Consider the following 25947-nt stretch of genomic DNA (forward strand, 5'->3'; position numbering starts at 1 on the left):
AAAGGCGACCTCAAATGCAAAGCGCCGGCAATCTTTCGGTGCCGGCGCGGAGAATGCGGTTGCGGACGACTCAGCCGACGAAAGCGCGCTCGATGACGAATTCACCGGGCTTGTTGTTGGCGCCCTCGACGAGACCTGCCTTTTCGAGCAGTTCCTTGGTGTCCTTCAGCATCGCGGCCGAGCCGCAGATCATGCCGCGATCGACCGCAGGGTCGAAGGCCGGGACGCCGAGATCGGCAAACAGCTTGCCGTTGGCAATCAGGTCGGTGATGCGGCCCTGGAAGGGATAGTCGTCGCGCGTTACCGTCGAATAAAGACGCAGCTTGTCACCGACGATTTCGCCAAGCATCTCGTCGTTTCGGATTTCCTCGACGAGGTCGAGGCCGTATTTCAACTCGGCGACTTCCCGGCAGGTATGGGTGAGGATGACCTCTTCGAACTTCTCATAGGTCTCCGGGTCGCGGATCAGGCTGGCGAAAGGCGCGATGCCTGTGCCGGTCGAGAACATGTACAGGCGCTTACCAGGCGTCAGCGCGTCGAGCACCAGCGTTCCCGTCGGCTTCTTGCGCATCAGCACGATGTCGCCCGGCTGGATTTTTTGCAGATGCGAGGTCAGCGGACCGTCCGGCACCTTGATCGAGAAGAATTCCAGTTCCTCATCCCAAGACGGGCTGGCAATGGAATAGGCGCGATAAATCGGCTTGCCTTCGACCATCAGGCCGATCATGGCGAACTCACCCGAACGAAACCGGAAGCCCGCCGGACGCGTCATGCGGAATCGGAACAGACGATCGGTGTAATGCTGAACGCTCAGAACCGTCTCAGCATAAACGCCGGCGGGGATCGATTCAGCGAATTCCTCATTGCGTGCGGGAGCGTTCATCCTGTCTTCCTGCTTCTCGTCTTCTGCTTCTCAAAAAACCACTGTGCCGATAATACAAGATCCGGCACAAGAGAAGGAATGCATTTTCGTGAATGCTGACTGGTGGGAAATACCTATCTCACCCGTTAAGGTTTTACCATGCGGCATCACGCCGCCGGCGATGGCTTGCGCCGCCAGCTATAGGTCTCGCCGGCTTCTGCCGCCTGCGCGGTCGGCTGATAGTAGTGCGGTATACCTGGCAGACGCCTCTCTTCCAAACGCTTCAGCGCGGTCGGATTGCTAACCGCGAAGCTGTCGATGCCGACGCGCAGCATCAGTGGAATCTGGTCGATCAATATGTCGCCGACGGCACGCAGCTCGTTGGTGTAGCCGAGACGGGCGCGCAGCAGCGAGGCCTGGCTGAAAGCCCTGCCGTCGTTGAAAGCCGGGAAGGAGACGGCAACGATCTCCAGCCGAGAAAGATAAGGCTCCAGCCGGGCGACATCGTCAAACGGCGTGATGACGACGCCGAGGCCGACATCATTGCTTTCGTTCGCGCGGGCGACCAGCCCATCCAGCGACAGCAGCGGCCGCTGCTCGCCAGCAGCCTTCACCTCGTCGGTCTCGATCACCCAGGGATCGTTGGCGATAAAGCCGGTTTCTCTCCAGATCTTGATCATGGTCGCCTCCTCAAGCCGCTTCGGCGGCATTGCCGCCATAGAGCGCATCCTTGAACGGCTGCGGGCCGACACGGCGATAGGCCGTCAGGAAGGTTTCCTGCGGATCGAGGCGCAGGCCAAGATAGGTATCGACGATCTTCTCGATCGCATCCGTCACCTTATCCGGCTCGAAGCCGCGGCCGATGATTTCGCCGATGGAGGTCTGCTCGTCGCCCGAGCCGCCGAGCGTGATCTGGTACAGTTCCGCCCCCTTCTTCTCGACGCCCAGCAGGCCGATATGGCCGACATGGTGATGGCCGCAGGCATTGATGCAGCCGGAGATTTTGATCTTCAGCTCGCCGATTTCCGCTTGCCGCTCTGGTGCGCCGAAGCGGGCGGAAATTTCCTGCGCCACGGGGATCGAGCGCGCATTGGCAAGCGCGCAGTAATCCAGCCCGGGACAGGCGATGATATCGGTGATCAGGCCGGCATTGGCGGTTGCAAGCCCGGCGACGACCAGCGCCCGGTAGACCGGCTCCAGATCGGCCAGCGCCACATGCGGCAGAATCAGGTTCTGCTCGTGGCTGACACGGATTTCGTCGAAAGCATATTCCTCGGCGATTTCGGCGACGGCGTCCATCTGTGCATCGGTCGCGTCACCGGGAATGCCGCCGATCGGCTTCAGCGAAATGGTCACCATGCCGTAATCCGGGTTCTTGTGCGGCTGGACGTTCTGCTTCACCCAGCGGGCGAAATCCTCGTCCGCCTTCTTCCAGCGCGCCAGGTTTTCCCAGCCTTCCGGCCGTTCGCCCAAAGCCGGCGGCGCGAAATAGGCGGCGATCGCCTGCACGTCCTTTTCCGGCAGCCTCAGCTCGGTATCTCTGAGCTTGGCGAATTCCACCTCGACCTGGCGCGTCAGTTCCTCCACGCCCGTTTCATGCACGAGGATCTTGATGCGCGCCTTGTACTTGTTGTCGCGGCGACCGTGGAGATTGTACACGCGCATGATCGCGGTGGTGTAGGACAGAAGATCCTCTTCCGGCAGAAACTCCCGGATCAGCTTGGCGATCATCGGCGTGCGCCCCTGCCCGCCGCCGACATAGACGGCAAAGCCCAGCTCACCCTTGTCGTTCTTCTTCAGGTGCAGACCGATGTCATGCACCTGGATGGCGGCGCGGTCGCGCTCGGCGCCGGTGACGGCGATCTTGAACTTGCGCGGCAGGAAGGAGAATTCGGGGTGCACGGACGACCATTGCCGCAGGATTTCCGCATAGGGGCGCGGATCGGCGACCTCGTCGGCAGCAGCACCGGCGAAGTGATCCGCGGTGACGTTGCGGATACAGTTGCCCGAGGTCTGGATGGCATGCATCTCGACGGTCGCGAGTTCCGCCAGCACGTCGGGCATGTCGGAAAGCTTCGGCCAGTTGAACTGCAGGTTCTGGCGGGTGGTGAAATGACCGTAGCCGCGGTCATAGGTGCGGGCGACATGCGCCAGCATCCGCATCTGCTTCGAATTCAGCGTGCCATAGGGAATGGCGATGCGCAGCATATAGGCATGCAATTGCAGATAGACGCCGTTCATCAGGCGAAGCGGCTTGAAGGCATCCTCGGAGAGCTCGCCGGCGAGACGTCGCTCCACCTGGTCCCGAAACTGCGCGACACGCTCGGAAACGAAAGCGTGGTCAAATTCGTCGTAACGATACATGATTTCCTCAGACGGCGATGAATTCCGGATCGGCCGGCGCGTAGCCGGGTGCATAGGCCATGGTCGGCCCCTGGGCGCGAATGCGCTCGCGCAGACGCAGCGGCCAGAGAATGCCATCGGTTTCCTGAACCTCGATCAGGTTCACGTCAACCACCTTGTTGTCGGCATAGGCCTTTCTGCCGATCTCCTCGAGCGCGGCGAAGGCTTCCGCATGGCGCGCCACCAGCGCATCCTGCAGCGACGTCACCCATTCACCCGCGGCATTCAGCCAGACGGAGACGCCGTCCGTCAACCGGTTTGCGGTCAGAACCTTGTCCACCATCGTTTAAGCTCCTTGCATGTCCTGTTGCCGAACCCGGCCGCGCGATAGCGGTTCGGCCAGAGGTTTGGAATGTTCGATATTGGCGCCGGCTACCGCCTCGCCGATGATGACCATCACAGGCCCGGTCAGTTCGTCGCGATGTTCCAGGTCGGGCAACTCCCGCAGAATGCCGTGCAGCAGCCGACGATCGGCGCGGCTGGCATTCTCGATCACCGCGACAGTGGTTTCCGGCGCAAGTCCTGCCTGGATCAGGCGCGTCGCTACCGATGCGGCGACCGTCCGTCCCATATACACCGCAATCGTCGCGCCGGATACCGCAAGGCTTGCCCAATCCGGCAGCACGTCGCCGGTAAGGTCATGGCCGGTGGTGAAGACCAGCGACGAGGCGACGCCGCGCAGCGTCAGCGGCAGCTCGAAATCGGCCGCAGCCGCAAAGGCAGAGGTGATGCCCGGTACGATCTCGTAGCCGATACCGGCCTGCCGAAGTGCGGCAATTTCCTCGCCGGCTCGACCGTAGACCAGTGGATCGCCGGATTTCAGGCGCACCACGCGCTTGCCCTCGCGCCCAAGACGCACCAGCAGCGCATTGATTTCGTCCTGCGATTTCGTATGGCAGCCCTTGCGCTTGCCGACCGACAGGCGCTCGGCATCGCGACGTCCCATGTCGACGATCGCCTGCGGCACCAGCGCGTCATAGACGATGACGTCGGCCTCCATCATCACCCGTTGCGCCCGCAGCGTCAGCAGATCTTCCGCGCCCGGGCCGGCGCCGACCAGCCAGATACGTCCCTCGGCTTCGCCGGGATTGCTCAGCAGCTTTGCCGCCTCGCGCCGCGCAGCGAAGGAATCACCGTTCGACACGGCATTGGCGACGGCACCGGAAAAAAATTGTCGCCAGAAGATGCGACGCGTCAGCCCGCGCGGCAGCAGCCGCTCTGCGGCTTCGCGATATTCGACCGCCAGCCGCGCCAGCTTGCCGAGCGACGGCGACAGCAGCTGATCGACCTGCGCGCGGATCATCTGCGCCAGCACCGGGCCCGCGCCTTCCGTGCCGATGGCGACGACGACGGGCGCGCGATTGACCAGCGCCGGCGTGTAGAAATCGCATTCCGCAGGCTGGTCGACGGCATTGGCCGGAATACGGGCCGCGCGCGCCGCAGCGGCAATGCGTGCGTCCAGTGCCTTGTCGCCGGTCGCGGCGAAGACCAGCGTCGCGCCGTTCAGCAGCTCGGGCGAAAAAGCAGACGCGACATGTTCTATGTCGTGGGCGGAAAGATAGGCGCCGAAGTCAGCCTCCGGCTGGTCCGCATAGGCGACGATGCGCGCCGACGTATTGCCGAGCAGGCGCACCTTGGCAAAGGCTTCATCGCCATTGCCGAACACCGCCGCAACCTTACCCGCAATGCGGAAAAAGGCCGGAAAAGCGGAGAGCTTGTCGCAGCTTTCAGTCATTCTATCCTTCCATCCAGGTTGCGCAGACTATCATGGATGCGGGCAAAATATTGAAGAAACAGAAATTCTTTGGGCATGCGCTGCGAGACTTGTTTTTCTCGCGTTGCGGCGAATTTGAGCAAATCTCCGCGATGCCAGGCGAAATGCCCATGCGCCGCCGATGGCGTTGACATGCCCCCGGATTTCCGTTTCTGCTGGCCGAAGCCGTTTTGCCCGTAGTTCTTCAGGGAGCCCCGCCCTTGCCCCAGCCCATCCCCGCCTCCCGTCTGCTCGATGTCATCGAGCAGGATATCCTGCCGTTGACCGAAAAGGGCGTCGCTACCGGAAACAAGGTGTTCGGCGCCGCCATCCTGCGCAAATCCGACCTGTCGCTGGTGCTGGCCGAGACCAATAACGAGCTGGAAAATCCGCTCTGGCATGGCGAGGTCCACACGCTGAAACGTTTCTACGAACTGGGCGAACGGCCGGATACGCGCGACTTGGTCTTCCTCTCCACCCATGAGCCCTGCCCGATGTGCATGGCGGCGATCACCTGGGCCGGCTTCGACAATTTTTATTATTTTTTCAGCTATGAGGATTCGCGCGACAGCTTTGCCATCCCCCATGACCTGAAGATTCTCAAGGAAGTTTTTGGTCTGGAGCCCGGCGGCTACCGCAAGAACAATGCTTTCTGGAACAGTTTTTCGATCCGCGACCTCGTCGTCGCCGATCCACGCCGCGCCGAACTGGAAGCTCAAAGCGACCGCATTCGCGGCGAATACGACCGCCTCTCAGCCATCTACCAGGCCTCCAAGGCCGATAACGCCATTCCGCTGAACTGACCGGAGCAACCATGCGACCTTCCAAAGACATCAGCCGGCTGATCGAGATCATGGCGGCGCTGCGCGATCCCGAGACCGGCTGCCCCTGGGATATCGTTCAGACCTTCGAGACGATCAAACCCTATACGATCGAGGAAGCCTATGAGGTCGGCGACGCCATCGAGCGTCACGACATGGACGATCTCTGCGACGAACTCGGCGACCTCCTGCTCCAGGTCGTCTTCCATGCCCGCATGGCCGAGGAAGCCGGCGCCTTTTCCTTCGGCGACGTCGTCGAGGCGGTGACGCGAAAAATGATCCGCCGCCATCCGCATGTCTTCGCCCGCTCGGATGCCGATACGCCCGATGCCGTCAAGCAGCAATGGGATGCGATCAAATCGGAGGAAAAGGCCGAACGCGCCGCACGCCGCGCCAGACACGGCCTGGATACGGCCGAAAAGAACGGCCACCTCGACACCGTCCAGCGCAGCTTCCCGGCCCTCACCGAAGCCCTGAAAATCCAGGAACGCGCCGCCAAGGTCGGCTTCGACTGGTCCGAGCCGGAACCGATTCTCGACAAGATCGAGGAGGAAGTCGCCGAACTGCGCGAAGCGCTGCAGGAAGGCCGACAGGACAAGGTATCCGACGAGCTCGGCGACCTGATCTTCGCCCTCGTCAATATCGGCCGTCACGTCAACGCCGACCCGGAACAGGCGCTGCGCGGCACCAACACGAAATTCCGCCGCCGCTTCCGCCATATCGAGACATCACTCGCAGCCAACGGCGAAGACCTTGCCTCCGCCAGCCTCGACCGCATGGAAGACCTCTGGCAGGACGCGAAGAAGAGCGAGCGGCCATAGGTCCTCGCCCTTGCAAAAACCGGGCAACAAAAAACCCGGCCGGACCGTCAGGCCCGACCGGGTTTGAAAGCATTGCTCAATTAAGGCGTTCCTGACGGAACGTCTTAGGGATCAAGCGGCTTCGGCAGCTTCTGCTTCAGCGGCAACGCGAGCCTTGTCGGCTGCGCCCTTGGCATCGACGTCGCGCTCGACGAATTCGATGACGGCGAGCGGCGCGTTGTCGCCCTGGCGGAAGCCGGCCTTCATGATACGCAGATAGCCGCCGTTGCGGTTGGCGTAGCGAGTCGCGATCGCATCGAACAGCTTCGAAACGACGGCGACGTCACGAATCTGCGAGATCGCCTGACGACGTGCGTGCAGGTCGCCGCGCTTGCCGAGGGTGACGAGCTTCTCGACGATCGGACGGATTTCCTTCGCCTTCGGCAGGGTGGTGACGATCTGCTCATGGGTGATGAGCGACGCAGCCATGTTGGCGAACATCGCCTTGCGGTGGCTGGCAGTACGGTTGAGTTTGCGACCGGCGTTCTGGTGGCGCATCTCTGGTCTCCTTTACTTGCAGGCAGGGCCCGCAGTCTAATGGTTTAATACTGGTCTTCGTAGCGCTTGGCGAGGTCTTCAATGTTCTCGGGCGGCCATGCCGGCACTTCCATGCCGAGGTGCAGGCCCATGGAAGCGAGAACTTCCTTGATCTCGTTAAGCGACTTGCGGCCGAAATTCGGAGTGCGAAGCATTTCGGCTTCGGTCTTCTGAATGAGGTCGCCGATATAGACGATGTTGTCGTTCTTCAGGCAGTTGGCCGAACGGACCGAAAGCTCCAGCTCGTCGACCTTCTTGAGCAGCGCCGGGTTGAACGCCAGCTCGGTGACGGCTTCTTCCTCGGCTTCCTTCTGCGGCTCGTCGAAGTTGACGAAAACGCCAAGCTGATCCTGGAGAATGCGGGCCGCGAAGGCGATCGCATCTTCACCGGTGATCGAGCCGTTGGTTTCGATCGTCATCGTCAGCTTGTCGTAGTCGAGAACCTGGCCTTCGCGGGTGTTTTCAACCTTGTACGAGACCTTCTTCACCGGCGAATACAGGCTGTCGACCGGGATGAGGCCGATCGGCGCATCTTCGGAACGGTTGCGTTCCGCCGGAACGTAACCCTTGCCGTTGTTGACGGTGAATTCCATGCGGATCTCCGCGCCCTCGTCGAGCGTGCAGATCACATGGTTCGGGTTCAGGATTTCGATGTCGCCAACCGTCTGGATATCACCAGCCGTGACGACGCCCGGGCCCTGCTTGCGAACGACCATGCGCTTGGCATCGTCGCCATCCATCTTGATGGCGATTTCCTTGATGTTGAGGACGATGTCCGTCACATCTTCGCGCACGCCCGGAATGGACGAGAATTCATGCAGCACGCCGTCGATCTGGACGGCGGTGACGGCACCGCCGCGCAGCGACGACAGCAGAACGCGACGCAGCGCGTTGCCGAGCGTCAGGCCGAAGCCCCGCTCCAGCGGCTCGGCGACGAGCGTCGCCTTCGTCCGGCCGGAAGAGGTGAACTCGACCTTGTTCGGCTTGATCAATTCTTGCCAGTTCTTCTGAATCATGTGTTTTCCTTCCGATCGCTGCCACCATCCAATCGTGGCAACCGAGCATGAAAAGCAACGATGGCCGCCACCGCGACCATCGACCATCGAGAACTGATCAGACGCGGCGCTTCTTGCGCGGACGGCAACCGTTATGCGGAATCGGGGTGACGTCGCGGATGGACGTGATCATGAAACCGGCGGCCTGCAGGGCGCGCAGAGCCGATTCGCGACCGGAACCCGGACCGCAAACTTCGACTTCGAGCGACTTCATGCCGTGTTCCTGGGCCTTCTTGGCGCAGTCTTCGGCAGCGATCTGGGCTGCGAACGGCGTGGACTTGCGCGAGCCCTTGAAGCCCTTGGCGCCAGCCGACGACCAGGCAATCGCATTGCCCTGCGCGTCGGTGATCGTGATCATCGTGTTGTTGAACGTCGAGTTGACGTGTGCGACGCCCGACGTGATGTTTTTACGTTCGCGACGACGAACGCGTGCGGCTTCTTTTGCCATTGTGATACCTTTCTGGATCTCTTCACCGCCGTAGTACCAGCGGCTACACCGGTGAAAGGCGAAACGCTCTTCACCAATTCAAAAAGGAGGCCAGCGAAAATCGCCAGCCTCCCGCATCCGGTTTCGACGCCGGAATTACTTCTTCTTGCCAGCAATCGCCTTGGCCGGACCCTTGCGGGTGCGGGCGTTGGTGTGCGTGCGCTGACCGCGAACCGGCAGGCCGCGGCGATGGCGCAGACCGCGGTAGCAGCCGAGGTCCATCAGGCGCTTGATGTTCATCGAGGTTTCGCGACGCAGATCGCCCTCGACCTGATAGTCGCGGTCGATGGTTTCGCGGATCGCGAGGATCTCGGCGTCGGTGAGCTGATGAACGCGCTTGTCGAGGGGAAGACCAGTCTTCACCATGATTTCCTGCGCGAATTTCGGGCCGATCCCGTGAATGTAGGTCAGCGCGATGACTACGCGCTTTGCCGTCGGGATGTTGACGCCAGCGATACGTGCCACGTCTGTTCTCCTTGCGTGCCTGTTGTCATCCGACAAGAGGGATTTTGTTACGCAGCGACCGGTGGGTCGCCAGTTCTTATCTTCGGGTTCACAACAAGAAACGATCGAACCCGGATTTCCTGACCGGGCATCCCGGAGAATTGCCCTTCGAAATCCGCGCCGACCGCATCTATTGTCGCGAGTTGGCGCGGTGTTTAGCGGAATCGCCTCGAAAAAGCAACCGCCTCGCCCAAGTTTCTTGGCCCGCCTCAGGCGGATTCAAGAATCTTTTCAATATCTGACGTCACCCGATCGATATCGGCCATGCCGTCGACCGAGGCAAGCTTGCCCTTGGCATGATAATAGCCGATCAGCGGCGACGTTTCCTTGTAGTAAGCCTGCAGGCGAGTCACGACCGTTTCGCGATTATCGTCCGGCCTGCGCTTGAAGTGAGTCGAGCCGCAACGGTCGCACACGCCTTCCTGCCTGGGCCTCAGATTCGTATCGTGATAACCCGCCCCACAGTTGGCGCAGGTGTAGCGACCCGAGACGCGATCAGCCAGGACCTCATCGTTGACCTTGATTTCCAGAACCTTGGAAAGATCGAGCCCCTTGGCCTTCAACATCGCGTCCGTGGCGTCCGCCTGAACGAGCGTGCGCGGAAAGCCATCAAGGATGAACCCCTTGGCGCAATCGGGCTGGTCGATACGCTCCGACACAATGGCGATGACGATATCGTCGGATACGAGCTTGCCCGCATCCATCACCGCCTTGGCGCGCTTGCCGACGTCCGTGCCCGCCGAAACGGCCGCGCGCAGCATGTCACCGGTGGAGAGCTGCGGAATACCGAACTTCTCCACGATGCGCTGGGCCTGGGTCCCCTTACCCGCACCCGGCGGCCCCAACAGAATCAGTCTCATCGTCCCCTCTTCCCTCCACGCAGCTTGGATTTCTTGATCAGTCCTTCGTATTGCTGGGCAATAAGATGACCCTGTATCTGTGCTACAGTATCAAGCGTCACGCTGACAACAATCAAAAGCGACGTACCACCAAGGGATAATGGCACCCCGGTCTGCGAGACCAGGATTTCCGGAAGAATGCAGACGAAGACGAGATAGATCGCACCGACAACGGTGATTCGCGTCAGGACGTAATCGATATATTCGGCGGTGCGTTCGCCCGGACGAATACCGGGAATGAAGCCGCCATGCTTCTTGAGATTGTCGGCCGTCTCCTTCGGATTGAAGACGATCGCTGTATAAAAGAAGGCGAAGAAGGCGATCAGGGCGCCGTAAAGCACCATGTAGAGCGGCTGGCCATGGCCGAGCGCCGCAACGATGGCGGTCGCCCAGGAAGGCAGCGCCGTCGAATTGGTGAAACCCGCGGCGGTCGCCGGCAGCAGCAGCAGAGACGAGGCGAAGATTGCCGGAATGACGCCGGAGGTGTTGAGCTTCAGCGGCAGATGCGAGGTATCGCCCTGGAACATGCGGTTGCCGACCTGGCGCTTCGGATACTGAATCAGCAGGCGGCGCTGGGCGCGCTCGACGAAGACGATCAGCGCGATCACGAAGACGGCGACGACGATGACGGTCAGGATGAGACCGGTCGACAGCGCGCCGGTGCGGCCGAGTTCCAAAGTGCCGGCGAGTGCGTTCGGAAGTCCCGCGGCGATGCCGGAGAAGATGATCAGCGAAATGCCGTTGCCGATACCGCGCGACGTGATCTGCTCACCAAGCCACATCAGGAACATGGTGCCGCCAAGCAGCGTCACGACGGTGGAGATGCGGAAGAACCAGCCCGGATCGTTGACGATGCCCTGCCCGCTCTCCAGACCGACGGAAATACCGTAAGCCTGCAACAGACCGAGAATCACCGTCCCGTAGCGGGTATACTGATTGATGATCTTGCGGCCCTGCTCACCTTCCTTCTTCAGATTCTCCAGCGCCGGCACGACCGAGGTCATGAGCTGCACGATGATCGAAGCGGAAATATAGGGCATGATGCCGAGCGCGAAGATCGCCATGCGCTCGACGGCGCCACCCGAGAACATGTTGAAAAGGCCGAAAATACCGCCGGCCTGGCCACGGAAGGCGTGGGCATAGGCCTCGGGATTGAGACCCGGAAGCGGAATATGCGTGCCCAGGCGATAAACCAGAAGCGCAGCCAGCGTGAACCACAGGCGCTTCTTCAGATCTTCAGCCTTGGCGAAAGTCGAAAAGTTCAGATTTGATGCTAATTGTTCCGCTGCAGACGCCATGCAATTCTCCGCCTAGCCAATCCGGGCTCGCGCGCTTGCGTCAGCAACCCGGAAGCAGTCTTTCAACCGTGTACAGAAAACCGGGTTTACAGCAGATTGCAATGCAACCTTATGCCTCACCGTGGTTTTCCTATGATCCTGGCGGACGCGGTCGCGATCCGCCTGAAGGACGTGAGGCTCATATAAGAGCTAAACCGCCCGGCGTGTAGCACGCCGGGCGGTTTAAAGTCCAATGAATTACTCGGCGGAAGCGGCGAGCAGCTTGATGGAACCGCCGGCCTTTTCGATCTTCTCGACGGCGGCCTTGGAGGCGCCGGCGACTTCGATCGAGACCTTTGCGGTCAACTCGCCGTCAGCGAGGACGCGAACGCCGTCCTTGGCGCGGCGGATGACGCCGGCAGCCTTGAGCGATTCGGCGGTGATGGCCTGCGAAGCGTCGAGCTTCTTGGCATCGATCGCGGTCTGGATGCGACCCAGCGAAACAACAACGAATTCGCTTGCGAAGATGTTGTTGAAGCCACGCTTCGGCAGGCGGCGGTAGATGGGCATCTGGCCGCCTTCGAAGCCGTTGATGGCGACGCCGGAACGGGCCTTCTGACCCTTTACGCCGCGACCACCGGTCTTGCCCTTGCCGGAGCCGATACCACGACCGAGACGCTTGCGGCTCGGGCTGGAACCTTCGTTGTCCTTGATTTCATTCAGTTTCATGATTTTCTACTCCGGCTCACTTCTCGTCGACGACGCGGACGAGATGCTGGACAGAGCGAATCATGCCACGAACGGCAGGCGTGTCTTCCAGCGTGCGACGCTTGTGCATCTTGTTCAGGCCGAGGCCGATCAGCGTCTGGCGCTGAACGCTCGGACGGCGGATCGGGCTGCCGATCTGCTCGACGGTAACGGTCTTGTTCGTCATCTTGGGCGCTCCTTATTCTTCGGCAGAGTTGCCCGAAGCGGCACGACGAGCCTGGAGCGTGGCGTACTTCAAGCCGCGCTGAGCTGCGATGTCCTTCGGATGAACCTGGTGCTTCAGAGCGTCGAAGGTTGCGCGAACCATGTTGTAGGGGTTCGACGAACCGGTCGACTTGGCAACGACGTCATGAACGCCGAGGGTTTCGAAAACGGCGCGCATCGGGCCGCCTGCGATGATACCCGTACCGGCCTTGGCCGAGCGCAGCAGAACCTTGCCGGCGCCGTGGCGGCCGTTGACGTCGTGATGCAGCGTGCGGCCGTCGCGCAGCGGAACGAAGATCAGTTCGCGCTTGGCGGCTTCAGTGGCCTTGCGGATCGCTTCCGGCACTTCACGGGCCTTGCCGTGGCCGAAACCGACGCGACCCTTCTGGTCGCCGACGACGACGAGAGCGGCGAAACCGAAGCGACGGCCACCCTTGACGACCTTCGCGACGCGATTGATCGCGACCAGCTTGTCGACGAACTCGCTGTCGCGTTCTTCACGGCTCTGGCGATCGTCGCGAGAGCCTCTCTTTTCCTGTGCCATTGTCCTTGTCCTTTTTCTTTTGCGGGTGCAAGTGGCAAATCACAACAAAAACCGCATGAGACGAGACGAATCCCATCCGTACGGTTGGCGATGCATATACCTGCGCCCGCCCGGAATGGAAAGCCATACCGGGCGGGAATTTCTTAGAAGTTCAGGCCACCTTCACGGGCTGCATCGGCGAGAGCCTTGATGCGGCCGTGATAGATGAACGCGCCGCGGTCGAACACGACGTCCTTGACACCAGCCTTGACGGCACGCTCGGCGACGAGCTTGCCAACCGCAGAAGCGGCGGCCGTGTCAGCGCCCGTCTTCAGAGACGGACGCAGATCCTTGTCGAGAGTCGAGGCGGACGCGAGCGTCCGGCCGGCGACATCATCGATGACCTGTACGTAGATGTTCTTCGACGAGCGATGAACCGACAGGCGCGGGCGGCCATTGGCCACCGCCTTGAGTTGACGACGCACGCGGTTGGCGCGACGTGCAAGTGTTTCTTTCCTGCTAGCCATTTCGCGTGATCCTTACTTCTTCTTGCCTTCCTTGCGGACGATACGCTCTTCAGCGTATTTGACGCCCTTGCCCTTGTAGGGCTCAGGACCGCGATATTCGCGGATTTCGGCCGCAACCTGGCCGACCTGCTGCTTGTTGATGCCGGAAACGATGATTTCCGTCGGCTTCGGAACCGCGATCGTGATGCCGACCGGCGGCTCGTAAACCACGTCGTGGCTGAAACCGAGCGCCAGTTGCAGGTTCTTGCCCTGCAGGGAGGCACGGTAACCGACGCCGTTGATCTCGAGCTTGCGCTCGAAACCGTCCTTGACGCCCTTGAAGATGTTCTCGATCATCGTGCGGGACATGCCCCACTTCGAGCGAGCTTCCTTGGAGTCGTTGGCAGGCTGTACGACAACGGCGTTGTCTTCCAGAGCCAGCTTGATATCGTCATTCGCGACGAAGAACAGTTCGCCTTTCGGGCCCTTCGCAGTCACTTTCTGGCCGTCGATGGCGGCCGTGATCCCTGCAGGAACCGGAACGGGCTTTTTACCGATACGAGACATTTTTCAATCCTGTCTGTTCGTCATGGAGATCACTGCGCCGTATTAGAATACGGAGCAGAGAACCTCACCGCCAACGTTCTGCTCGCGAGCCTGGTGATCGGCCATCACGCCCTTCGGAGTCGAAAGGATGGTGATGCCGAGGCCGTTCGCGACCTGCGGAATGGACTTAACCGAGACATAGACCCGGCGGCCCGGCTTCGACACGCGGCCGATCTCACGGATCACCGACGCGCCTTCGTAATACTTCAGTTCGATCTGAAGTTCGGTCTTGCCGTTTTCCGACACTTCGGAATAACCGCGGATGTAGCCTTCAGCCTGAAGGACATCGAGAACGCGGGCGCGCAGCCTGGACGCCGGGGTATTTACCGACGACTTGCGACGCGAAACGCCGTTGCGGATACGGGTGAGCATATCGCCCAAAGGATCAGTCATTGTCATTTCCCGTCTCCTTACCAGCTCGACTTGACAATGCCCGGCACCTTGCCGGTGTTACCCAGCTCGCGCAGGGCAATACGCGACATCTTCAGCTTGCGATAAAACGCACGCGGACGGCCAGTCACTTCGCAACGGTTGCGGATGCGGGTCTTGGAACCGTCGCGCGGAAGTTCCGCCAGTTTCAAGGACGCCTTGAAGCGATCCTCGATCGGGAGCGACTGGTTCATGATGATCGCCTTCAGCGCGGCCCGCTTGGTGGCCTGGCTGGCGACGGTCTTGCGGCGGCGCTTGTTCTTTTCAACTGCGCTTGTCTTCGCCATATTGAGTTCCTCTTCTACGCTCGTCGTTACGGTTACTGACGGAACGGGAAGTTGAACTCTTTCAGAAGAGCTCGTGCTTCGTCGTCCGTTTTAGCCGTCGTGCAAACGATGATGTCCATGCCCCACATCTGATCAACCTTGTCGTAGTTGATCTCCGGGAACACGATGTGCTCCTTGATGCCCATGGCGAAATTGCCGCGGCCATCAAAGGACTTCGGATTCAGGCCGCGGAAGTCGCGAACGCGCGGCAGCGCGATGTTGATCAGGCGGTCCAGGAATTCATACATGCGGGCGCCGCGCAGCGTAACCTTTGCGCCGATCGGCATGTTCTCGCGAACCTTGAAGCCGGCGATCGAGTTGCGTGCGCGGGTGATGACCGGCTTCTGGCCGGCAATCGCTGCGAGGTCGGCGGCAGCAACCGTCGGCTTCTTGGAATCAGCCGTGGCTTCGCCAACGCCCATGTTGATGACGATCTTTTCGATCTTCGGAATCTGCATCTCGTTGGCGTAGGAGAACTGTTCCCGAATCGCCGCGCGAATGCGCGATACATATTCCGTCTTGAGCCGCGGCTCGTACTTTGCCTCAGCCATCGATCACATCTCCCGAACGCTTGGCCACACGGACCTTCTTGCCATCAACCACCTTGAAACCGACGCGGGTCGGCTTGCCGTCCTTGTCCGCAACAGCAATGTTGGACAGATGGATCGACGCTTCCTTGGCGATGATGCCAGCTTCCTGGGTCTGCGTCTGGCGCTGGTGGCGCTTCACGACGTTGATACCGCTGACAAATGCGCGGTCTTCCTTCGGAAGGACGCGAACCACTTCACCGGTACGACCCTTGTCCTTACCGGCCAATACGACGACCTTGTCGCCTTTACGAATCTTCTGCATCGCTTCACGCCCCTCTTACAGAACTTCCGGAGCCAGCGAGATGATCTTCATGTGGTTCTTCGCACGAAGCTCGCGCGGAACCGGCCCGAAGATACGAGTGCCGATCGGCTCTTTCTTGTTGTCGATAAGGACGGCTGCGTTGTTGTCGAAACGAATCACGCTGCCATCCGGACGACGGATATCCTTGGCGGTGCGAACGACGACCGCCTTCATAACGTCGCCCTTCTTGACGCGGCCGCGCGGGATCGCTTCCTTGATCGATACGACGATGATATCGCCGACCGAAGCGTACTTGCGCTTGGAGCCGCCCAGCACCTTGATGCACATGACACGACGTGCGCCGGAATTATCCGCCACGTCGAGGTTTGTTTGCATCTGAATCATGTCAGGTCGCCTTCTTGTTGTTACCAGACCGGTTGGGCTAGCCCGACGAGCAGCCCCCTGTTCCAGCTTATGAAATCTCGCAGTGTGCGCGGGTGGGTCGTGCCAGGGTGGTTTCCTCTTTGGACCTACCGTGCGCAATAAAGCAAAAGAACGCCCGTCGCCGAGCGTCCTTGCGGTGCTTCATACAGATTTTCGCGGGATAAGCAAGGCCCGGCCTGCGAAACTGTTAAACTAAAGCGGGATGGCGTCGCTTCCGCTCGGCCACCCCGCTCCAAACGTCTTGTCTCGATACATCCTGCGCCGCCGGGCAATCGAGCCGGGCGGCGAAAGCTGCATCAGGCGTGGGCGGCGACCACCGTCCAGCGCTTGTCTTTCGAGATCGGTGCACATTCCTCAATGGAAACGATATCACCGACCTTGTACTGGTTGTTTTCGTCGTGCGCCTTGTACTTCTTCGAACGACGGACAGTCTTCTGGAGCAGCGGGTGAGCGAATCGACGCTCGACGCGGACTACTACCGTCTTTTCGTTCTTGTCGCTGACGACGACGCCCTGCAGAATGCGTTTCGGCATATTATTCTTCCCTAATTAGGCCTTAGCTTCCGCCGCCTTCTGGCGGGCGATGGTCTTGATCCGTGCGATGTCCTTGCGGACTTCGTTGATGCGAGAGGACTTCTCGAGTTGGCCGGTCGCCTGCTGGAAGCGCAGGTTGAACTGCTCTTTCTTCAGCTTGCCAAGCTCGTCCTTGAGCTGGTCTGCGCTCATCGCGCGAACGTCTGCTGCTTTCATCGTCTCAATCCTCACTCTGCGATGCGCTGTACAAAGCGCGTCTTAACCGAGAGCTTGGCAGAACCGAGGCGCAGAGCCTCACGAGCGATTTCTTCGCTGACGCCATCGATCTCAAACATCATACGACCAGGCTTGACCTTGCAAGCCCAGTATTCGACGGAACCCTTACCCTTACCCATACGAACTTCGGTAGGCTTGGCGGTCACCGGGACATCCGGGAACACCCGGATCCACACGCGGCCCGCACGCTTCATGTAGCGTGTGATCGCGCGGCGGGCCGCTTCGATCTCGCGTGCGTTGACGCGGTTCGGTTCCTGAGACTTCAGGCCGAATTCGCCGAATGCAAGCTCAGAACCGCCCTTGGCGACGCCCTTGATGCGGCCCTTGAACTGCTTGCGGTACTTGGTGCGCTTTGGCTGCAACATTTTCTTGTTTCTCCGAACTTATCTTTCGCCAACGTCGATCAAGCGTTTTCGCGGCGACGGTCGCCACGGTCACGGTCACGGCCGCTCGGACCCTGCGCGTCGCCTTCCAGCGAACGGCGCTCGGATGCCATCGGGTCGTGCTCAAGGATTTCGCCCTTGAAAATCCAGACCTTGATGCCGCAGATGCCGAACGCTGTTTCGGCTTCAGCCGTACCGTAGTCGATGTCGGCACGCAGCGTATGAAGCGGAACGCGACCTTCGCGGTACCATTCCGTACGGGCGATTTCGGCGCCGCCGAGACGGCCGGCGCAGGTGATCTTGATGCCTTCGGCGCCAAGACGCATGGCCGACTGAACAGCGCGCTTCATCGCACGGCGGAAAGCCACGCGACGCTCGAGCTGCTGGGCGATCGACTGGGCGACCAGCGTCGCGTCGATTTCCGGCTTGCGCACTTCAACGATGTTGAGGTGCGTTTCCGAGTTCGTCATTTCGGAAAGCTTCTTGCGAAGCTTCTCGATGTCGGCGCCCTTCTTGCCGATGATCAGGCCCGGGCGAGCCGAGTGGATCGTGACGCGGCACTTCTTGTGCGGACGCTCAATGACCACCTTGGCGATGCCGGCCTGCTTCAGCTCTTCCATCAGGTAAGCGCGGATCTTCAGGTCTTCATGCAGCAGTTGGCCGTATTCGGCGTTGTCGGCGAACCAACGGCTGTCCCAGGTACGGTTGATGCCGAGGCGAAAACCGATCGGATTGATTTTCTGACCCATTATGCGGCCTCCCCTTTGGCTTCGACTTCACGAACGATGATCGTGAGGTGAGCGAACGGCTTTTCGACACGCGAAGCGCGACCGCGACCACGGGCGTGGAAGCGCTTCATCACGATCGACTTGCCGACAAAAGCTTCGGCAACAACCAGCGAGTCGACGTCGAGATCGTGGTTGTTCTCGGCGTTTGCGATTGCGGACTCGAGGGTCTTCTTGACGGTTTCGGCGATGCGCTTGCGCGAGAATTCGAGTTCTGCGAGCGCACGGTCGACCTTCTTGCCGCGAATCATCGCGGCAAGAAGGTTGAGCTTCTGGGGGCTGACGCGGATCGTGCGCGCAACTGCTTGCGCCTCGTTGTCCTTCAGCCGGCGTTCGGCTTTAGCCTTGCCCATAATTACTTCCTCTTTGCCTTCTTGTCCGCACCGTGACCGTAATAGGTACGGGTCGGAGAGAATTCACCGAACTTGTGACCGACCATGTCTTCGTTGACGCTGACCGGGACATGCTTGCTGCCGTTGTAGACGCCGAACGTCAGGCCGACGAACTGGGGCAGGATCGTGGAGCGACGGCTCCAGATCTTGATAACTTCGCTGCGACCGCCTTCACGAACCTTCTCAGCCTTCTTGAGAAGATAGCCGTCAACAAACGGGCCTTTCCATACTGAACGAGCCATTCCTGACTACCTCTCTTACTTCTTGCGCTGATGGCGCGAACGCATGATGAACTTGTCGGTCGACTTGTTCGAACGCGTGCGCTTGCCCTTGGTCGGCTTGCCCCACGGGGTAACCGGGTGACGGCCGCCCGAGGTGCGGCCTTCACCACCGCCGTGCGGGTGGTCGACCGGGTTCATGACGACGCCGCGAACATGCGGACGCTTGCCGCGCCAAACCGAACGACCGGCCTTGCCGTCGTTGATATTGGCGTGATCCGGGTTGGAAACGGCGCCGATCGAGGCAAGGCAAGAGCCATGCACGAGGCGCTGTTCGCCAGAGTTCAGACGAAGGATCGCCATGCCCTGGTCGCGACCGACGAGCTGTGCGTAAGCACCGGCCGAACGGGCGATCTGGCCGCCCTTGCCCGGCTTCATCTCGACGTTGTGGATGATCGAGCCGACCGGGATATACTGAAGCGGCATGGTGTTGCCGGGCTTCACGTCGATCGCCTTCTCGGAAGCAATGACCTTGTCGCCGGCAGCGAGGCGCTGCGGAGCGATGATGTAGGCCTGCTCGCCATCGGCATAGTTGATCAGCGCGATGAAGGCGGTGCGGTTGGGGTCGTATTCCAGACGCTCGACCGTGCCTTCGATGTCGAACTTGCGACGCTTGAAGTCAACGAGACGATAGGTCCGCTTGTGACCGCCACCCTGATAGCGGGCGGTGATGCGACCGAGGTTGTTACGGCCGCCCTTCTTCGACAGGCCTTCCGTCAGCGCCTTGACCGGCTTGCCCTTGTGGAGGCCCGAACGGTCGACGATGACCAGCTGGCGCTGGCTCGGAGTCGTCGGATTAAAAGTTTTCAATGCCATGTTCTTAATCCTCAGAGGCCGGTGGAGACGTCGATCGTCTGACCCTCGGCCAGCGTGACGATCGCCTTCTTGACGTCCTGGGTCCGGCCGGCAATGCCGCGGAAGCGACGGGTCTTGCCCTTGCGCAGCAGCGTGTTGACAGCCTTGACCTTGACGCCGAAGAGCGCTTCGACAGCAGCCTTGATTTCCGGCTTGGTCGCGGTCTTCGCAACGTTGAAAACAACCTGGTTATATTCAGAAACCAGGGTGGACTTTTCGGTGATCGCCGGCGTGACGATCACATCGTAATGGCGAAGATCCGTCATTTGAACCGCTCCTCCAGAGCTTCAACTGCAGCCTTGGACAGGACGAGCTTGCCGCAACGCAGAATGTCGTAAACATTGATGCCCTGGATCGGCAGAACGTCCATGTTCGGAATGTTCTGGGCTGCGCGTGCGAAGTTGGCGTCCAACTCTGCGCCGCCGATGAAGAGGGCGTTGGTGAGACCCAGCGTCTGGAACGTACCGACCAGAGCCTTGGTCTTTGCTTCGGAAGCGACCAGCTCGTCGATGATGATCAGTCCTTCGGACTTCAGCTTGGCCGACAGGGCGTGACGCAGGGCCAGAGCGCGAACCTTCTTGGGAAGATCATGCTCGTGGTTACGAACGACCGGGCCGTGTGCACGACCGCCGCCGCGGAACTGCGGAGCGCGAGCCGAATGGTGACGTGCGCGACCGGTGCCCTTCTGCTTGTACATCTTGGCGCCGGTGCGGGAAACCTCACCGCGGGTCTTGGTCTTGTGGGTGCCCTGCTGCTTGCGAGCGAGCTGCCAGCGAACCATGCGTGCGAGGATGTCTTCGCGCGGATCCAGACCGAAGATCGTGTCGGACAGGGAGACCGTGCCGGCGTCCTTGCCTTCGAGTGTTTTGACGTTCAATTCCATCGGTATGGCTCCTTACTTCGCAGCCTTGACAGCATCGCGAACGACGATCCACGAGCCCTTGGAGCCCGGGACTGCGCCCTTGACGAGGATCAGACCGCGATCGTCATCGGTGGAGACGACTTCGAGGTTCTGGGTGGTGACGCGCGTCTGGCCCATGTGGCCGGCCATGCGCTTGCCCTTCCAGACCTTGCCCGGATCCTGGTTGTTACCAGTCGAACCATGCGAACGGTGCGAAACGGAGACGCCGTGCGTTGCACGAAGACCGCCGAAGTTATGGCGCTTCATAGCGCCGGCGAAACCCTTACCGATCGTGGTGCCGGTGCAGTCGACCAGCTGGCCGGCGGCGAAATGGCCTGCCTTGATCTCGGTGCCGACCTCGATGAGGTTGTCTTCGGAAACGCGAAACTCGACGAGCTTCGCCTTCGGCTCGACGCTTGCAGCGGCGAACTGGCCGCGCAGCGCCTTGGTCGTGTTCTTGACCTTGGCTTGGCCGGCGCCGAGCTGCACGGCGACGTAGCCGTTCTTCTCGGTCGTGCGGTGGGAAACGACCTGGCAGTTTTCCATCCGCAATACTGTTACGGGAACATGTTCGCCGGCGTCGTTATAGACGCGGGTCATGCCCACTTTCTGTGCAATCACACCTGAACGCATGGTTCAATCCTCTTGCGAGTCCCGTCGGGGCAAACCCCTACAGCCTCTTTTGTTGGAGGAGTTCCCTAAGAGGTCTCACGACCCTTCAGGTCTCCCGGTTTGGAAGACGTTGGATTTCTCCACGTACCTTCCTTGTTGTTACGGCTTTCGCCGGACCTTAGAGCTTGATTTCGACGTCGACGCCAGCAGCCAGGTCGAGCTTCATCAGAGCATCGACGGTCTGCGGGGTGGGATCGACAATATCAAGGAGACGCTTGTGCGTGCGCATTTCGAACTGTTCACGGCTCTTCTTGTCAACGTGGGGAGAACGGTTGACGGTGAACTTTTCGATACGCGTGGGCAGCGGAACCGGGCCGCGAACGCTGGCGCCGGTGCGCTTGGCGGTCGACACGATTTCACGCGTGGAGGCATCGAGGATCCGGTGATCAAACGCCTTGAGGCGGATACGGATATTCTGGCCGTTCATTCACTTTATCCTTGTCTTTTTCAGTTCACGCGCCCGGAAAAAGGCACGCGGTGACTTCTAGTTAATCGTGGCGCCGCAAATTTTCAAAGATCAGGGGAAACCACCCGAAGATGACCCCGCCTATACACGCCTTGCCGCGGCATATCAACTGATTCTTTTCGTTCAAATGACAATGCCGTGGTTACCCACGGCATTGTCCTATTCGCAAGATCAAAGCGTCGCCAGAGGCGTGCGCCTATCGATTACTCGATGATCGAGGCGACGATGCCGGCGCCGCCTGCAAATCGCGCTTGCGCGTCATTTGCAGGTCTTCACTTGCCGTCGGCAAGCTTACGGCATCGTCATCATCGATTACTCGATGATCGAGGCGACGATGCCGGCGCCGACGGTGCGGCCGCCTTCGCGGATCGCGAAGCGCAGCTTTTCTTCCATCGCGATCGGAACGATCAGCTCGACGTCAACGGTCACGTTGTCGCCCGGCATCACCATTTCCGTGCCTTCCGGCAGCGTCACGATGCCCGTCACGTCCGTCGTGCGGAAGTAGAACTGCGGACGGTAGTTGGTGAAGAACGGCGTATGACGGCCGCCTTCTTCCTTCGTCAGGATGTAGGCTTCGGCCTTGAACTTCTTGTGCGGCTTGACCGAACCCGGCTTGCACAGGATCTGGCCACGCTCGACGCCGTCACGGTTCACACCGCGAACCAGCGCGCCGATGTTGTCGCCGGCCTGGCCCTGGTCGAGCAGCTTGCGGAACATTTCAACGCCGGTCACCGTCGTCTTCGAGGTCGGGCGGATGCCGACGATCTCGACTTCTTCACCGACCTTGACGATGCCGCGCTCGACGCGACCGGTCACGACCGTACCGCGGCCCGAGATCGAGAACACGTCTTCGATCGGCATCAGGAACGGCTGGTCGATCGGACGTTCCGGCGTCGGAATGTAGGCGTCGACTTCTTCCATCAGCTTGCGGACAGCGTTCTCGCCGATTTCCTTGTTGGAATCTTCGAGAGCGGCCAGCGCCGAGCCCTTGACGATCGGAATGTCGTCGCCGGGGAAGTCGTAGGACGACAGCAGTTCGCGCACTTCCAGCTCGACGAGCTCGAGCAGCTCGGCGTCGTCGACCTGGTCGACCTTGTTGAGGAACACGACGATCGCCGGAACGCCGACCTGGCGGGCAAGCAGGATGTGTTCGCGCGTCTGCGGCATCGGGCCGTCAGCAGCCGAGCACACCAGGATCGCACCGTCCATCTGGGCAGCGCCGGTGATCATGTTCTTGACGTAGTCGGCGTGGCCGGGGCAGTCGACGTGGGCGTAGTGGCGGTTGGCGGTCTCGTACTCGACATGCGCCGTCGAGATCGTGATGCCGCGGGCCTTCTCTTCCGGTGCTGCGTCGATCTGGTCGTAAGCCTTGAATTCACCGAAGAACTTGGTGATCGCAGCCGTCAGAGACGTCTTGCCGTGGTCGACGTGGCCGATCGTGCCAATGTTCACGTGCGGCTTGTTGCGCTCAAACTTACTCTTTGCCATTTTCGGCTCTCCGTTTTCTTGATTCCCCCCTCTATCGGGGGGATGTTCCTGTTTCTTTCAGAAGCCCGAAGGCCGATTACTTCTGGCCGGAATACTTGGCCTGGATTTCCGTGGCAACGTTCGACGGGACCGGTGCGTAATGATCGAAGGTCATCGAGTACTGTGCGCGGCCTTGGCTCATGGAGCGCAGGTTATCCACGTACTTGAACATGTTGGCGAGCGGAACGTGCGCGCTGATGACGATCGTGATGCCACGCGATTCCTGACCCTGGATCTGACCGCGACGCGAATTCAGATCGCCGATCACGTCGCCGACGTAATCTTCCGGCGTCACGACTTCGACCTTCATCATCGGTTCCAGCAGCTGTGCGCCGGCCTTTTTGGCGGCTTCACGGAAGCAGGCACGCGATGCGATTTCGAAGGCGAGAACCGAGGAGTCCACGTCATGGAAGGCGCCGTCGATGAGGGTCGCCTTGACGCCCAGCATCGGGAAGCCGGCCAGCGGACCGGAAGACAGAACGCTTTCGATACCCTTCTGGACGCCCGGGATGTATTCCTTCGGAACGGCACCGCCGACGATCTTGGATTCGAAGACGAAATCTTCGCCATCGGGGTTCGGTTCGAAGACGAGCTTGACGCGCGCGAACTGGCCGGTACCACCGGTCTGCTTCTTGTGCGTATAGTCTTCTTCGCAGAGCTTGGTGATCGTTTCGCGGTAGGCAACCTGCGGGGCGCCGACGTTGGCTTCGACCTTGAACTCACGACGCATGCGGTCGACGATGATGTCGAGATGCAGCTCGCCCATGCCGGCGATGATCGTCTGGCCGGATTCCTGGTCGGTCTTGACGCGGAAGGACGGGTCTTCGGCCGCCAGGCGGTTGAGCGCGAGGCCCATCTTTTCCTGGTCGCCCTTGGACTTCGGCTCGATCGCGATCTGGATGACCGGCTCGGGGAATTCCATGCGCTCGAGGATAACCGGCTTCAGGGGATCGCAGAGCGTGTCGCCCGTGGTGGTTTCCTTGAGTCCGGCGAGAGCAACGATGTCGCCTGCGAAGGCTTCTTCGATGTCTTCACGCGAATTCGAGTGCATCTGCAGCATGCGGCCGACGCGCTCGCGCTTGTCCTTGACCGTGTTCATGACCGACGAGCCCTTTTCGAGCTTGCCGGAATAGATGCGGGCGAAGGTCAGCGAACCGACGAAGGGGTCGTTCATGATCTTGAACGCGAGCATGGACAGCGGTTCGCTGTCGTCGGCGTGACGCTCGATCTCGGCGTCCGTCTTGGCATCGATGCCCTTGATCGCCGGAATGTCGAGCGGCGAAGGCAGGTAGTCGACGACGGCGTCGAGCAGCGGCTGAACGCCCTTGTTCTTGAATGCGGTCCCGCAGAACATCGGGTGGAACTTCACGTCGATGGTGCCGCGGCGAACGAGTTCGCGAATCTTGTCGTTGTCCGGGTAGTTGCCTTCAAGATAGGCTTCCATCGCGGCTTCGTCGATCTCGACAACCGTCTCGATCAGCTTTTCGCGATATTCTTCAGCCTTGGCCTTCAGGTCTTCCGGGATTTCGGCGACGTCCCAGGCTGCACCCAACGATTCGTCGCGCCAGACGAGCGCATTCATCTCGACCAGGTCGACGACGCCCTTGAAGTCGCTTTCAGCGCCGATCGGCAGCTGCATGACGACGGCGGTGGCGCCGAGACGGGTCTTGATCATCTCGACCGAGCGATAGAAATCTGCGCCGGTCTTGTCCATCTTGTTGCAGAAGATCATCCGCGGGACGTTGTACTTTTCAGCCTGACGCCAGACGGTTTCGGTCTGCGGCTCGACGCCGGCATTGGCGTCGAGGAGTGCGATGGCACCGTCGAGAACGCGAAGCGAACGCTCGACTTCGATGGTGAAGTCGACGTGGCCGGGCGTGTCGATGATGTTGAAGCGGCGCATCTTGCCGTCACGGCCCTTCCAGAAGGTCGTGGTGGCAGCGGAGGTGATGGTGATACCACGCTCCTGCTCCTGCTCCATCCAGTCCATCGTGGCTGCGCCGTCATGAACTTCGCCGATCTTGTGCGACTTGCCGGTGTAGTAAAGGATACGCTCGGTGGTCGTGGTCTTGCCGGCGTCGATATGCGCCATGATACCGAAATTGCGGTAGTCTTCGATTTTGTATTCGCGAGCCATTGTGGACTGCCTTTCAAAAATTGCCGTCGATTACCAGCGATAATGCGAGAAGGCGCGGTTCGCGTCGGCCATCTTGTGCGTGTCTTCGCGCTTCTTGACGGCGCTGCCACGGTTGTTGGCGGCATCCATGAGTTCGCCGGAGAGGCGATCGACCATGGTGGTCTCGTTGCGCTTGCGGGCGGCGGCGATCAGCCAGCGGATGGCCAGCGCCTGACGGCGCTCCGGACGGACGTCGACCGGAACCTGGTAGGTCGCACCACCGACGCGGCGCGAACGCACTTCCACATGCGGCGCAACGTTATCGAGCGCGCTATGGAAAATGCCGAGAGGCTCCTGCTTCGCCTTTGCCTGAACGGCGTCGAACGCGCCGTAGACGATGCTTTCCGCAACGGACTTCTTGCCATGAAGCATGATGGCATTCATGAACTTGGTGACGACGAGATCGCCGAACTTCGGATCGGGATTGATCTCGCGCTTTTCTGCACTATGACGACGGGACATTTACTTGTCTCTCAAACTGGAAAGCGCCTTAACACGCGGAGTACCTCGCGCGGCGCTGGAAAAAACTGAAAAGTCCGAATTACTTCGGACGCTTCGCACCGTACTTCGAACGACGCTGCTTGCGGTTCTTCACGCCCTGCGTATCG

General features: G+C 60.5%; 38 protein-coding genes and 1 pseudogene. 2 read left to right on the forward strand and 37 right to left on the reverse strand.

Annotated elements, in window-relative coordinates:
- Nucleotides 1-70 precede the first annotated feature (70 nt).
- From P7F60_RS04545 to P7F60_RS04570, 6 genes are all read right to left on the reverse strand, one after another.
- Complete coding sequence (locus P7F60_RS04545) at nucleotides 71-883, reverse strand: ferredoxin--NADP reductase (RefSeq protein ID WP_277916537.1); 813 nt, start codon at nucleotides 881-883, stop codon at nucleotides 71-73.
- A gap of 146 nt (nucleotides 884-1029) precedes the next feature.
- Nucleotides 1030-1542: a DUF934 domain-containing protein gene (locus tag P7F60_RS04550; RefSeq protein ID WP_277916538.1), complete on the reverse strand. Its 513-nt coding sequence runs from the start codon at nucleotides 1540-1542 to the stop codon at nucleotides 1030-1032.
- A 10-nt stretch (nucleotides 1543-1552) separates the two neighbouring features.
- The gene (locus P7F60_RS04555) at nucleotides 1553-3226 is read right to left on the reverse strand and encodes a nitrite/sulfite reductase (protein WP_277916539.1); all 1674 of its coding nucleotides are present in this window, start codon (nucleotides 3224-3226) and stop codon (nucleotides 1553-1555) included.
- Between the two features lie 7 nt (nucleotides 3227-3233).
- Complete coding sequence (locus P7F60_RS04560; RefSeq protein ID WP_277916540.1) at nucleotides 3234-3548, reverse strand: DUF2849 domain-containing protein; 315 nt, start codon at nucleotides 3546-3548, stop codon at nucleotides 3234-3236.
- 3 nt (nucleotides 3549-3551) lie between these two features.
- Nucleotides 3552-5000 carry a siroheme synthase CysG gene (gene cysG, locus P7F60_RS04565; RefSeq protein ID WP_277916541.1) on the reverse strand — a complete coding sequence of 483 codons (1449 nt, stop codon included), beginning with the start codon at nucleotides 4998-5000 and terminating at the stop codon, nucleotides 3552-3554.
- A complete protein-coding gene (locus P7F60_RS04570; RefSeq protein WP_277916542.1) occupies nucleotides 4997-5173 on the reverse strand; it encodes a hypothetical protein in 177 nt (58 codons plus the stop codon). The genes cysG and P7F60_RS04570 overlap by 4 nt, the downstream gene beginning before the upstream one ends.
- Before the next feature lie 66 nt (nucleotides 5174-5239).
- On the opposite strand from P7F60_RS04570, the gene P7F60_RS04575 reads away from it, so the two are divergent.
- Nucleotides 5240-5821 (forward strand): nucleoside deaminase, encoded by a 582-nt coding sequence (locus tag P7F60_RS04575; protein WP_277916543.1) that lies wholly within the window; start codon nucleotides 5240-5242, stop codon nucleotides 5819-5821.
- Nucleotides 5822-5832: 11 nt separating this feature from the next.
- On the forward strand, nucleotides 5833-6660 hold the full coding sequence (gene mazG / locus P7F60_RS04580) for a nucleoside triphosphate pyrophosphohydrolase (RefSeq protein WP_277916544.1): 828 nt from the start codon (nucleotides 5833-5835) through the stop codon (nucleotides 6658-6660).
- 111 nt (nucleotides 6661-6771) lie between these two features.
- Here mazG and rplQ read toward each other — a convergent pair whose 3' ends face one another.
- The 31 genes and pseudogenes from rplQ to rpsL all read right to left on the reverse strand — a co-directional run.
- Complete coding sequence (gene rplQ, locus P7F60_RS04585) at nucleotides 6772-7197, reverse strand: 50S ribosomal protein L17 (protein WP_277916545.1); 426 nt, start codon at nucleotides 7195-7197, stop codon at nucleotides 6772-6774.
- 44 nt (nucleotides 7198-7241) lie between these two features.
- A complete protein-coding gene (locus P7F60_RS04590) occupies nucleotides 7242-8252 on the reverse strand; it encodes a DNA-directed RNA polymerase subunit alpha (protein WP_277916546.1) in 1011 nt (336 codons plus the stop codon).
- A 97-nt stretch (nucleotides 8253-8349) separates the two neighbouring features.
- Nucleotides 8350-8739 (reverse strand): 30S ribosomal protein S11, encoded by a 390-nt coding sequence (gene rpsK, locus P7F60_RS04595; RefSeq protein WP_003495225.1) that lies wholly within the window; start codon nucleotides 8737-8739, stop codon nucleotides 8350-8352.
- Between the two features lie 135 nt (nucleotides 8740-8874).
- Nucleotides 8875-9243 (reverse strand): 30S ribosomal protein S13, encoded by a 369-nt coding sequence (gene rpsM / locus P7F60_RS04600; protein ID WP_277916547.1) that lies wholly within the window; start codon nucleotides 9241-9243, stop codon nucleotides 8875-8877.
- A 248-nt stretch (nucleotides 9244-9491) separates the two neighbouring features.
- Entirely contained in the window at nucleotides 9492-10142 is a 651-nt protein-coding gene (locus P7F60_RS04605) for an adenylate kinase (protein WP_277916548.1), read from the reverse strand.
- Nucleotides 10139-11479: a preprotein translocase subunit SecY gene (gene secY, locus P7F60_RS04610; protein WP_277916549.1), complete on the reverse strand. Its 1341-nt coding sequence runs from the start codon at nucleotides 11477-11479 to the stop codon at nucleotides 10139-10141. The genes P7F60_RS04605 and secY overlap by 4 nt, the downstream gene beginning before the upstream one ends.
- A gap of 237 nt (nucleotides 11480-11716) precedes the next feature.
- The gene (rplO, locus tag P7F60_RS04615; RefSeq protein WP_277916550.1) at nucleotides 11717-12187 is read right to left on the reverse strand and encodes a 50S ribosomal protein L15; all 471 of its coding nucleotides are present in this window, start codon (nucleotides 12185-12187) and stop codon (nucleotides 11717-11719) included.
- A gap of 16 nt (nucleotides 12188-12203) precedes the next feature.
- On the reverse strand, nucleotides 12204-12392 hold the full coding sequence (rpmD, locus tag P7F60_RS04620) for a 50S ribosomal protein L30 (RefSeq protein WP_277916551.1): 189 nt from the start codon (nucleotides 12390-12392) through the stop codon (nucleotides 12204-12206).
- Between the two features lie 12 nt (nucleotides 12393-12404).
- Nucleotides 12405-12974, reverse strand: coding sequence for a 30S ribosomal protein S5 (rpsE, locus tag P7F60_RS04625; protein ID WP_277916552.1), 570 nt, complete (start codon nucleotides 12972-12974; stop codon nucleotides 12405-12407).
- Nucleotides 12975-13117: 143 nt separating this feature from the next.
- On the reverse strand, nucleotides 13118-13480 hold the full coding sequence (gene rplR, locus P7F60_RS04630; protein ID WP_277916553.1) for a 50S ribosomal protein L18: 363 nt from the start codon (nucleotides 13478-13480) through the stop codon (nucleotides 13118-13120).
- A gap of 12 nt (nucleotides 13481-13492) precedes the next feature.
- Nucleotides 13493-14026 carry a 50S ribosomal protein L6 gene (rplF, locus tag P7F60_RS04635; protein WP_277916554.1) on the reverse strand — a complete coding sequence of 178 codons (534 nt, stop codon included), beginning with the start codon at nucleotides 14024-14026 and terminating at the stop codon, nucleotides 13493-13495.
- 42 nt (nucleotides 14027-14068) lie between these two features.
- A complete protein-coding gene (rpsH, locus tag P7F60_RS04640; RefSeq protein WP_277916555.1) occupies nucleotides 14069-14464 on the reverse strand; it encodes a 30S ribosomal protein S8 in 396 nt (131 codons plus the stop codon).
- 11 nt (nucleotides 14465-14475) lie between these two features.
- Nucleotides 14476-14781 carry a 30S ribosomal protein S14 gene (gene rpsN, locus P7F60_RS04645; protein WP_277916556.1) on the reverse strand — a complete coding sequence of 102 codons (306 nt, stop codon included), beginning with the start codon at nucleotides 14779-14781 and terminating at the stop codon, nucleotides 14476-14478.
- A 32-nt stretch (nucleotides 14782-14813) separates the two neighbouring features.
- The gene (gene rplE / locus P7F60_RS04650; RefSeq protein ID WP_277916557.1) at nucleotides 14814-15371 is read right to left on the reverse strand and encodes a 50S ribosomal protein L5; all 558 of its coding nucleotides are present in this window, start codon (nucleotides 15369-15371) and stop codon (nucleotides 14814-14816) included.
- Nucleotides 15364-15672 carry a 50S ribosomal protein L24 gene (gene rplX / locus P7F60_RS04655; protein ID WP_277916558.1) on the reverse strand — a complete coding sequence of 103 codons (309 nt, stop codon included), beginning with the start codon at nucleotides 15670-15672 and terminating at the stop codon, nucleotides 15364-15366. The genes rplE and rplX overlap by 8 nt, the downstream gene beginning before the upstream one ends.
- A gap of 15 nt (nucleotides 15673-15687) precedes the next feature.
- A complete protein-coding gene (rplN, locus tag P7F60_RS04660) occupies nucleotides 15688-16056 on the reverse strand; it encodes a 50S ribosomal protein L14 (protein ID WP_018328276.1) in 369 nt (122 codons plus the stop codon).
- Nucleotides 16057-16391: 335 nt separating this feature from the next.
- Nucleotides 16392-16628 (reverse strand): 30S ribosomal protein S17, encoded by a 237-nt coding sequence (rpsQ, locus tag P7F60_RS04665; RefSeq protein WP_277916559.1) that lies wholly within the window; start codon nucleotides 16626-16628, stop codon nucleotides 16392-16394.
- Nucleotides 16629-16643: 15 nt separating this feature from the next.
- Nucleotides 16644-16844 (reverse strand): 50S ribosomal protein L29, encoded by a 201-nt coding sequence (gene rpmC / locus P7F60_RS04670; RefSeq protein WP_277916560.1) that lies wholly within the window; start codon nucleotides 16842-16844, stop codon nucleotides 16644-16646.
- A gap of 11 nt (nucleotides 16845-16855) precedes the next feature.
- Nucleotides 16856-17269: a 50S ribosomal protein L16 gene (gene rplP / locus P7F60_RS04675; RefSeq protein WP_277916561.1), complete on the reverse strand. Its 414-nt coding sequence runs from the start codon at nucleotides 17267-17269 to the stop codon at nucleotides 16856-16858.
- Nucleotides 17270-17307: 38 nt separating this feature from the next.
- Nucleotides 17308-18036, reverse strand: coding sequence for a 30S ribosomal protein S3 (rpsC, locus tag P7F60_RS04680; protein WP_277916562.1), 729 nt, complete (start codon nucleotides 18034-18036; stop codon nucleotides 17308-17310).
- On the reverse strand, nucleotides 18036-18425 hold the full coding sequence (rplV, locus tag P7F60_RS04685) for a 50S ribosomal protein L22 (RefSeq protein WP_277916563.1): 390 nt from the start codon (nucleotides 18423-18425) through the stop codon (nucleotides 18036-18038). Before rplV ends, rpsC begins: the two co-directional genes overlap by 1 nt.
- A 2-nt stretch (nucleotides 18426-18427) precedes the next feature.
- Nucleotides 18428-18706, reverse strand: a complete 279-nt coding sequence (gene rpsS, locus P7F60_RS04690; protein ID WP_028735901.1) for a 30S ribosomal protein S19 — start codon at nucleotides 18704-18706, stop codon at nucleotides 18428-18430.
- A 15-nt stretch (nucleotides 18707-18721) separates the two neighbouring features.
- A complete protein-coding gene (gene rplB, locus P7F60_RS04695; protein WP_277916564.1) occupies nucleotides 18722-19558 on the reverse strand; it encodes a 50S ribosomal protein L2 in 837 nt (278 codons plus the stop codon).
- 11 nt (nucleotides 19559-19569) lie between these two features.
- Nucleotides 19570-19863, reverse strand: coding sequence for a 50S ribosomal protein L23 (locus P7F60_RS04700; RefSeq protein WP_277916565.1), 294 nt, complete (start codon nucleotides 19861-19863; stop codon nucleotides 19570-19572).
- Nucleotides 19860-20480: a 50S ribosomal protein L4 gene (rplD, locus tag P7F60_RS04705; RefSeq protein WP_277916566.1), complete on the reverse strand. Its 621-nt coding sequence runs from the start codon at nucleotides 20478-20480 to the stop codon at nucleotides 19860-19862. Before rplD ends, P7F60_RS04700 begins: the two co-directional genes overlap by 4 nt.
- A gap of 12 nt (nucleotides 20481-20492) precedes the next feature.
- A complete protein-coding gene (gene rplC, locus P7F60_RS04710) occupies nucleotides 20493-21131 on the reverse strand; it encodes a 50S ribosomal protein L3 (RefSeq protein ID WP_277916567.1) in 639 nt (212 codons plus the stop codon).
- 157 nt (nucleotides 21132-21288) lie between these two features.
- A complete protein-coding gene (rpsJ, locus tag P7F60_RS04715; RefSeq protein WP_003507767.1) occupies nucleotides 21289-21597 on the reverse strand; it encodes a 30S ribosomal protein S10 in 309 nt (102 codons plus the stop codon).
- Between the two features lie 351 nt (nucleotides 21598-21948).
- A complete protein-coding gene (tuf, locus tag P7F60_RS04720) occupies nucleotides 21949-23124 on the reverse strand; it encodes an elongation factor Tu (protein ID WP_277916568.1) in 1176 nt (391 codons plus the stop codon).
- A 76-nt stretch (nucleotides 23125-23200) separates the two neighbouring features.
- The gene (gene fusA, locus P7F60_RS04725) at nucleotides 23201-25300 is read right to left on the reverse strand and encodes an elongation factor G (RefSeq protein ID WP_277916569.1); all 2100 of its coding nucleotides are present in this window, start codon (nucleotides 25298-25300) and stop codon (nucleotides 23201-23203) included.
- 30 nt (nucleotides 25301-25330) lie between these two features.
- Nucleotides 25331-25801, reverse strand: a complete 471-nt coding sequence (gene rpsG, locus P7F60_RS04730) for a 30S ribosomal protein S7 (RefSeq protein ID WP_277916570.1) — start codon at nucleotides 25799-25801, stop codon at nucleotides 25331-25333.
- Nucleotides 25802-25880: 79 nt separating this feature from the next.
- A pseudogene (gene rpsL, locus P7F60_RS04735) lies at nucleotides 25881-25947 on the reverse strand (30S ribosomal protein S12); the annotation flags it as partial.

Origin of the sequence: Rhizobium sp. YJ-22 (assembly GCF_029601685.1) — a bacterium.
Taxonomy (GTDB): domain Bacteria; phylum Pseudomonadota; class Alphaproteobacteria; order Rhizobiales; family Rhizobiaceae; genus Metarhizobium.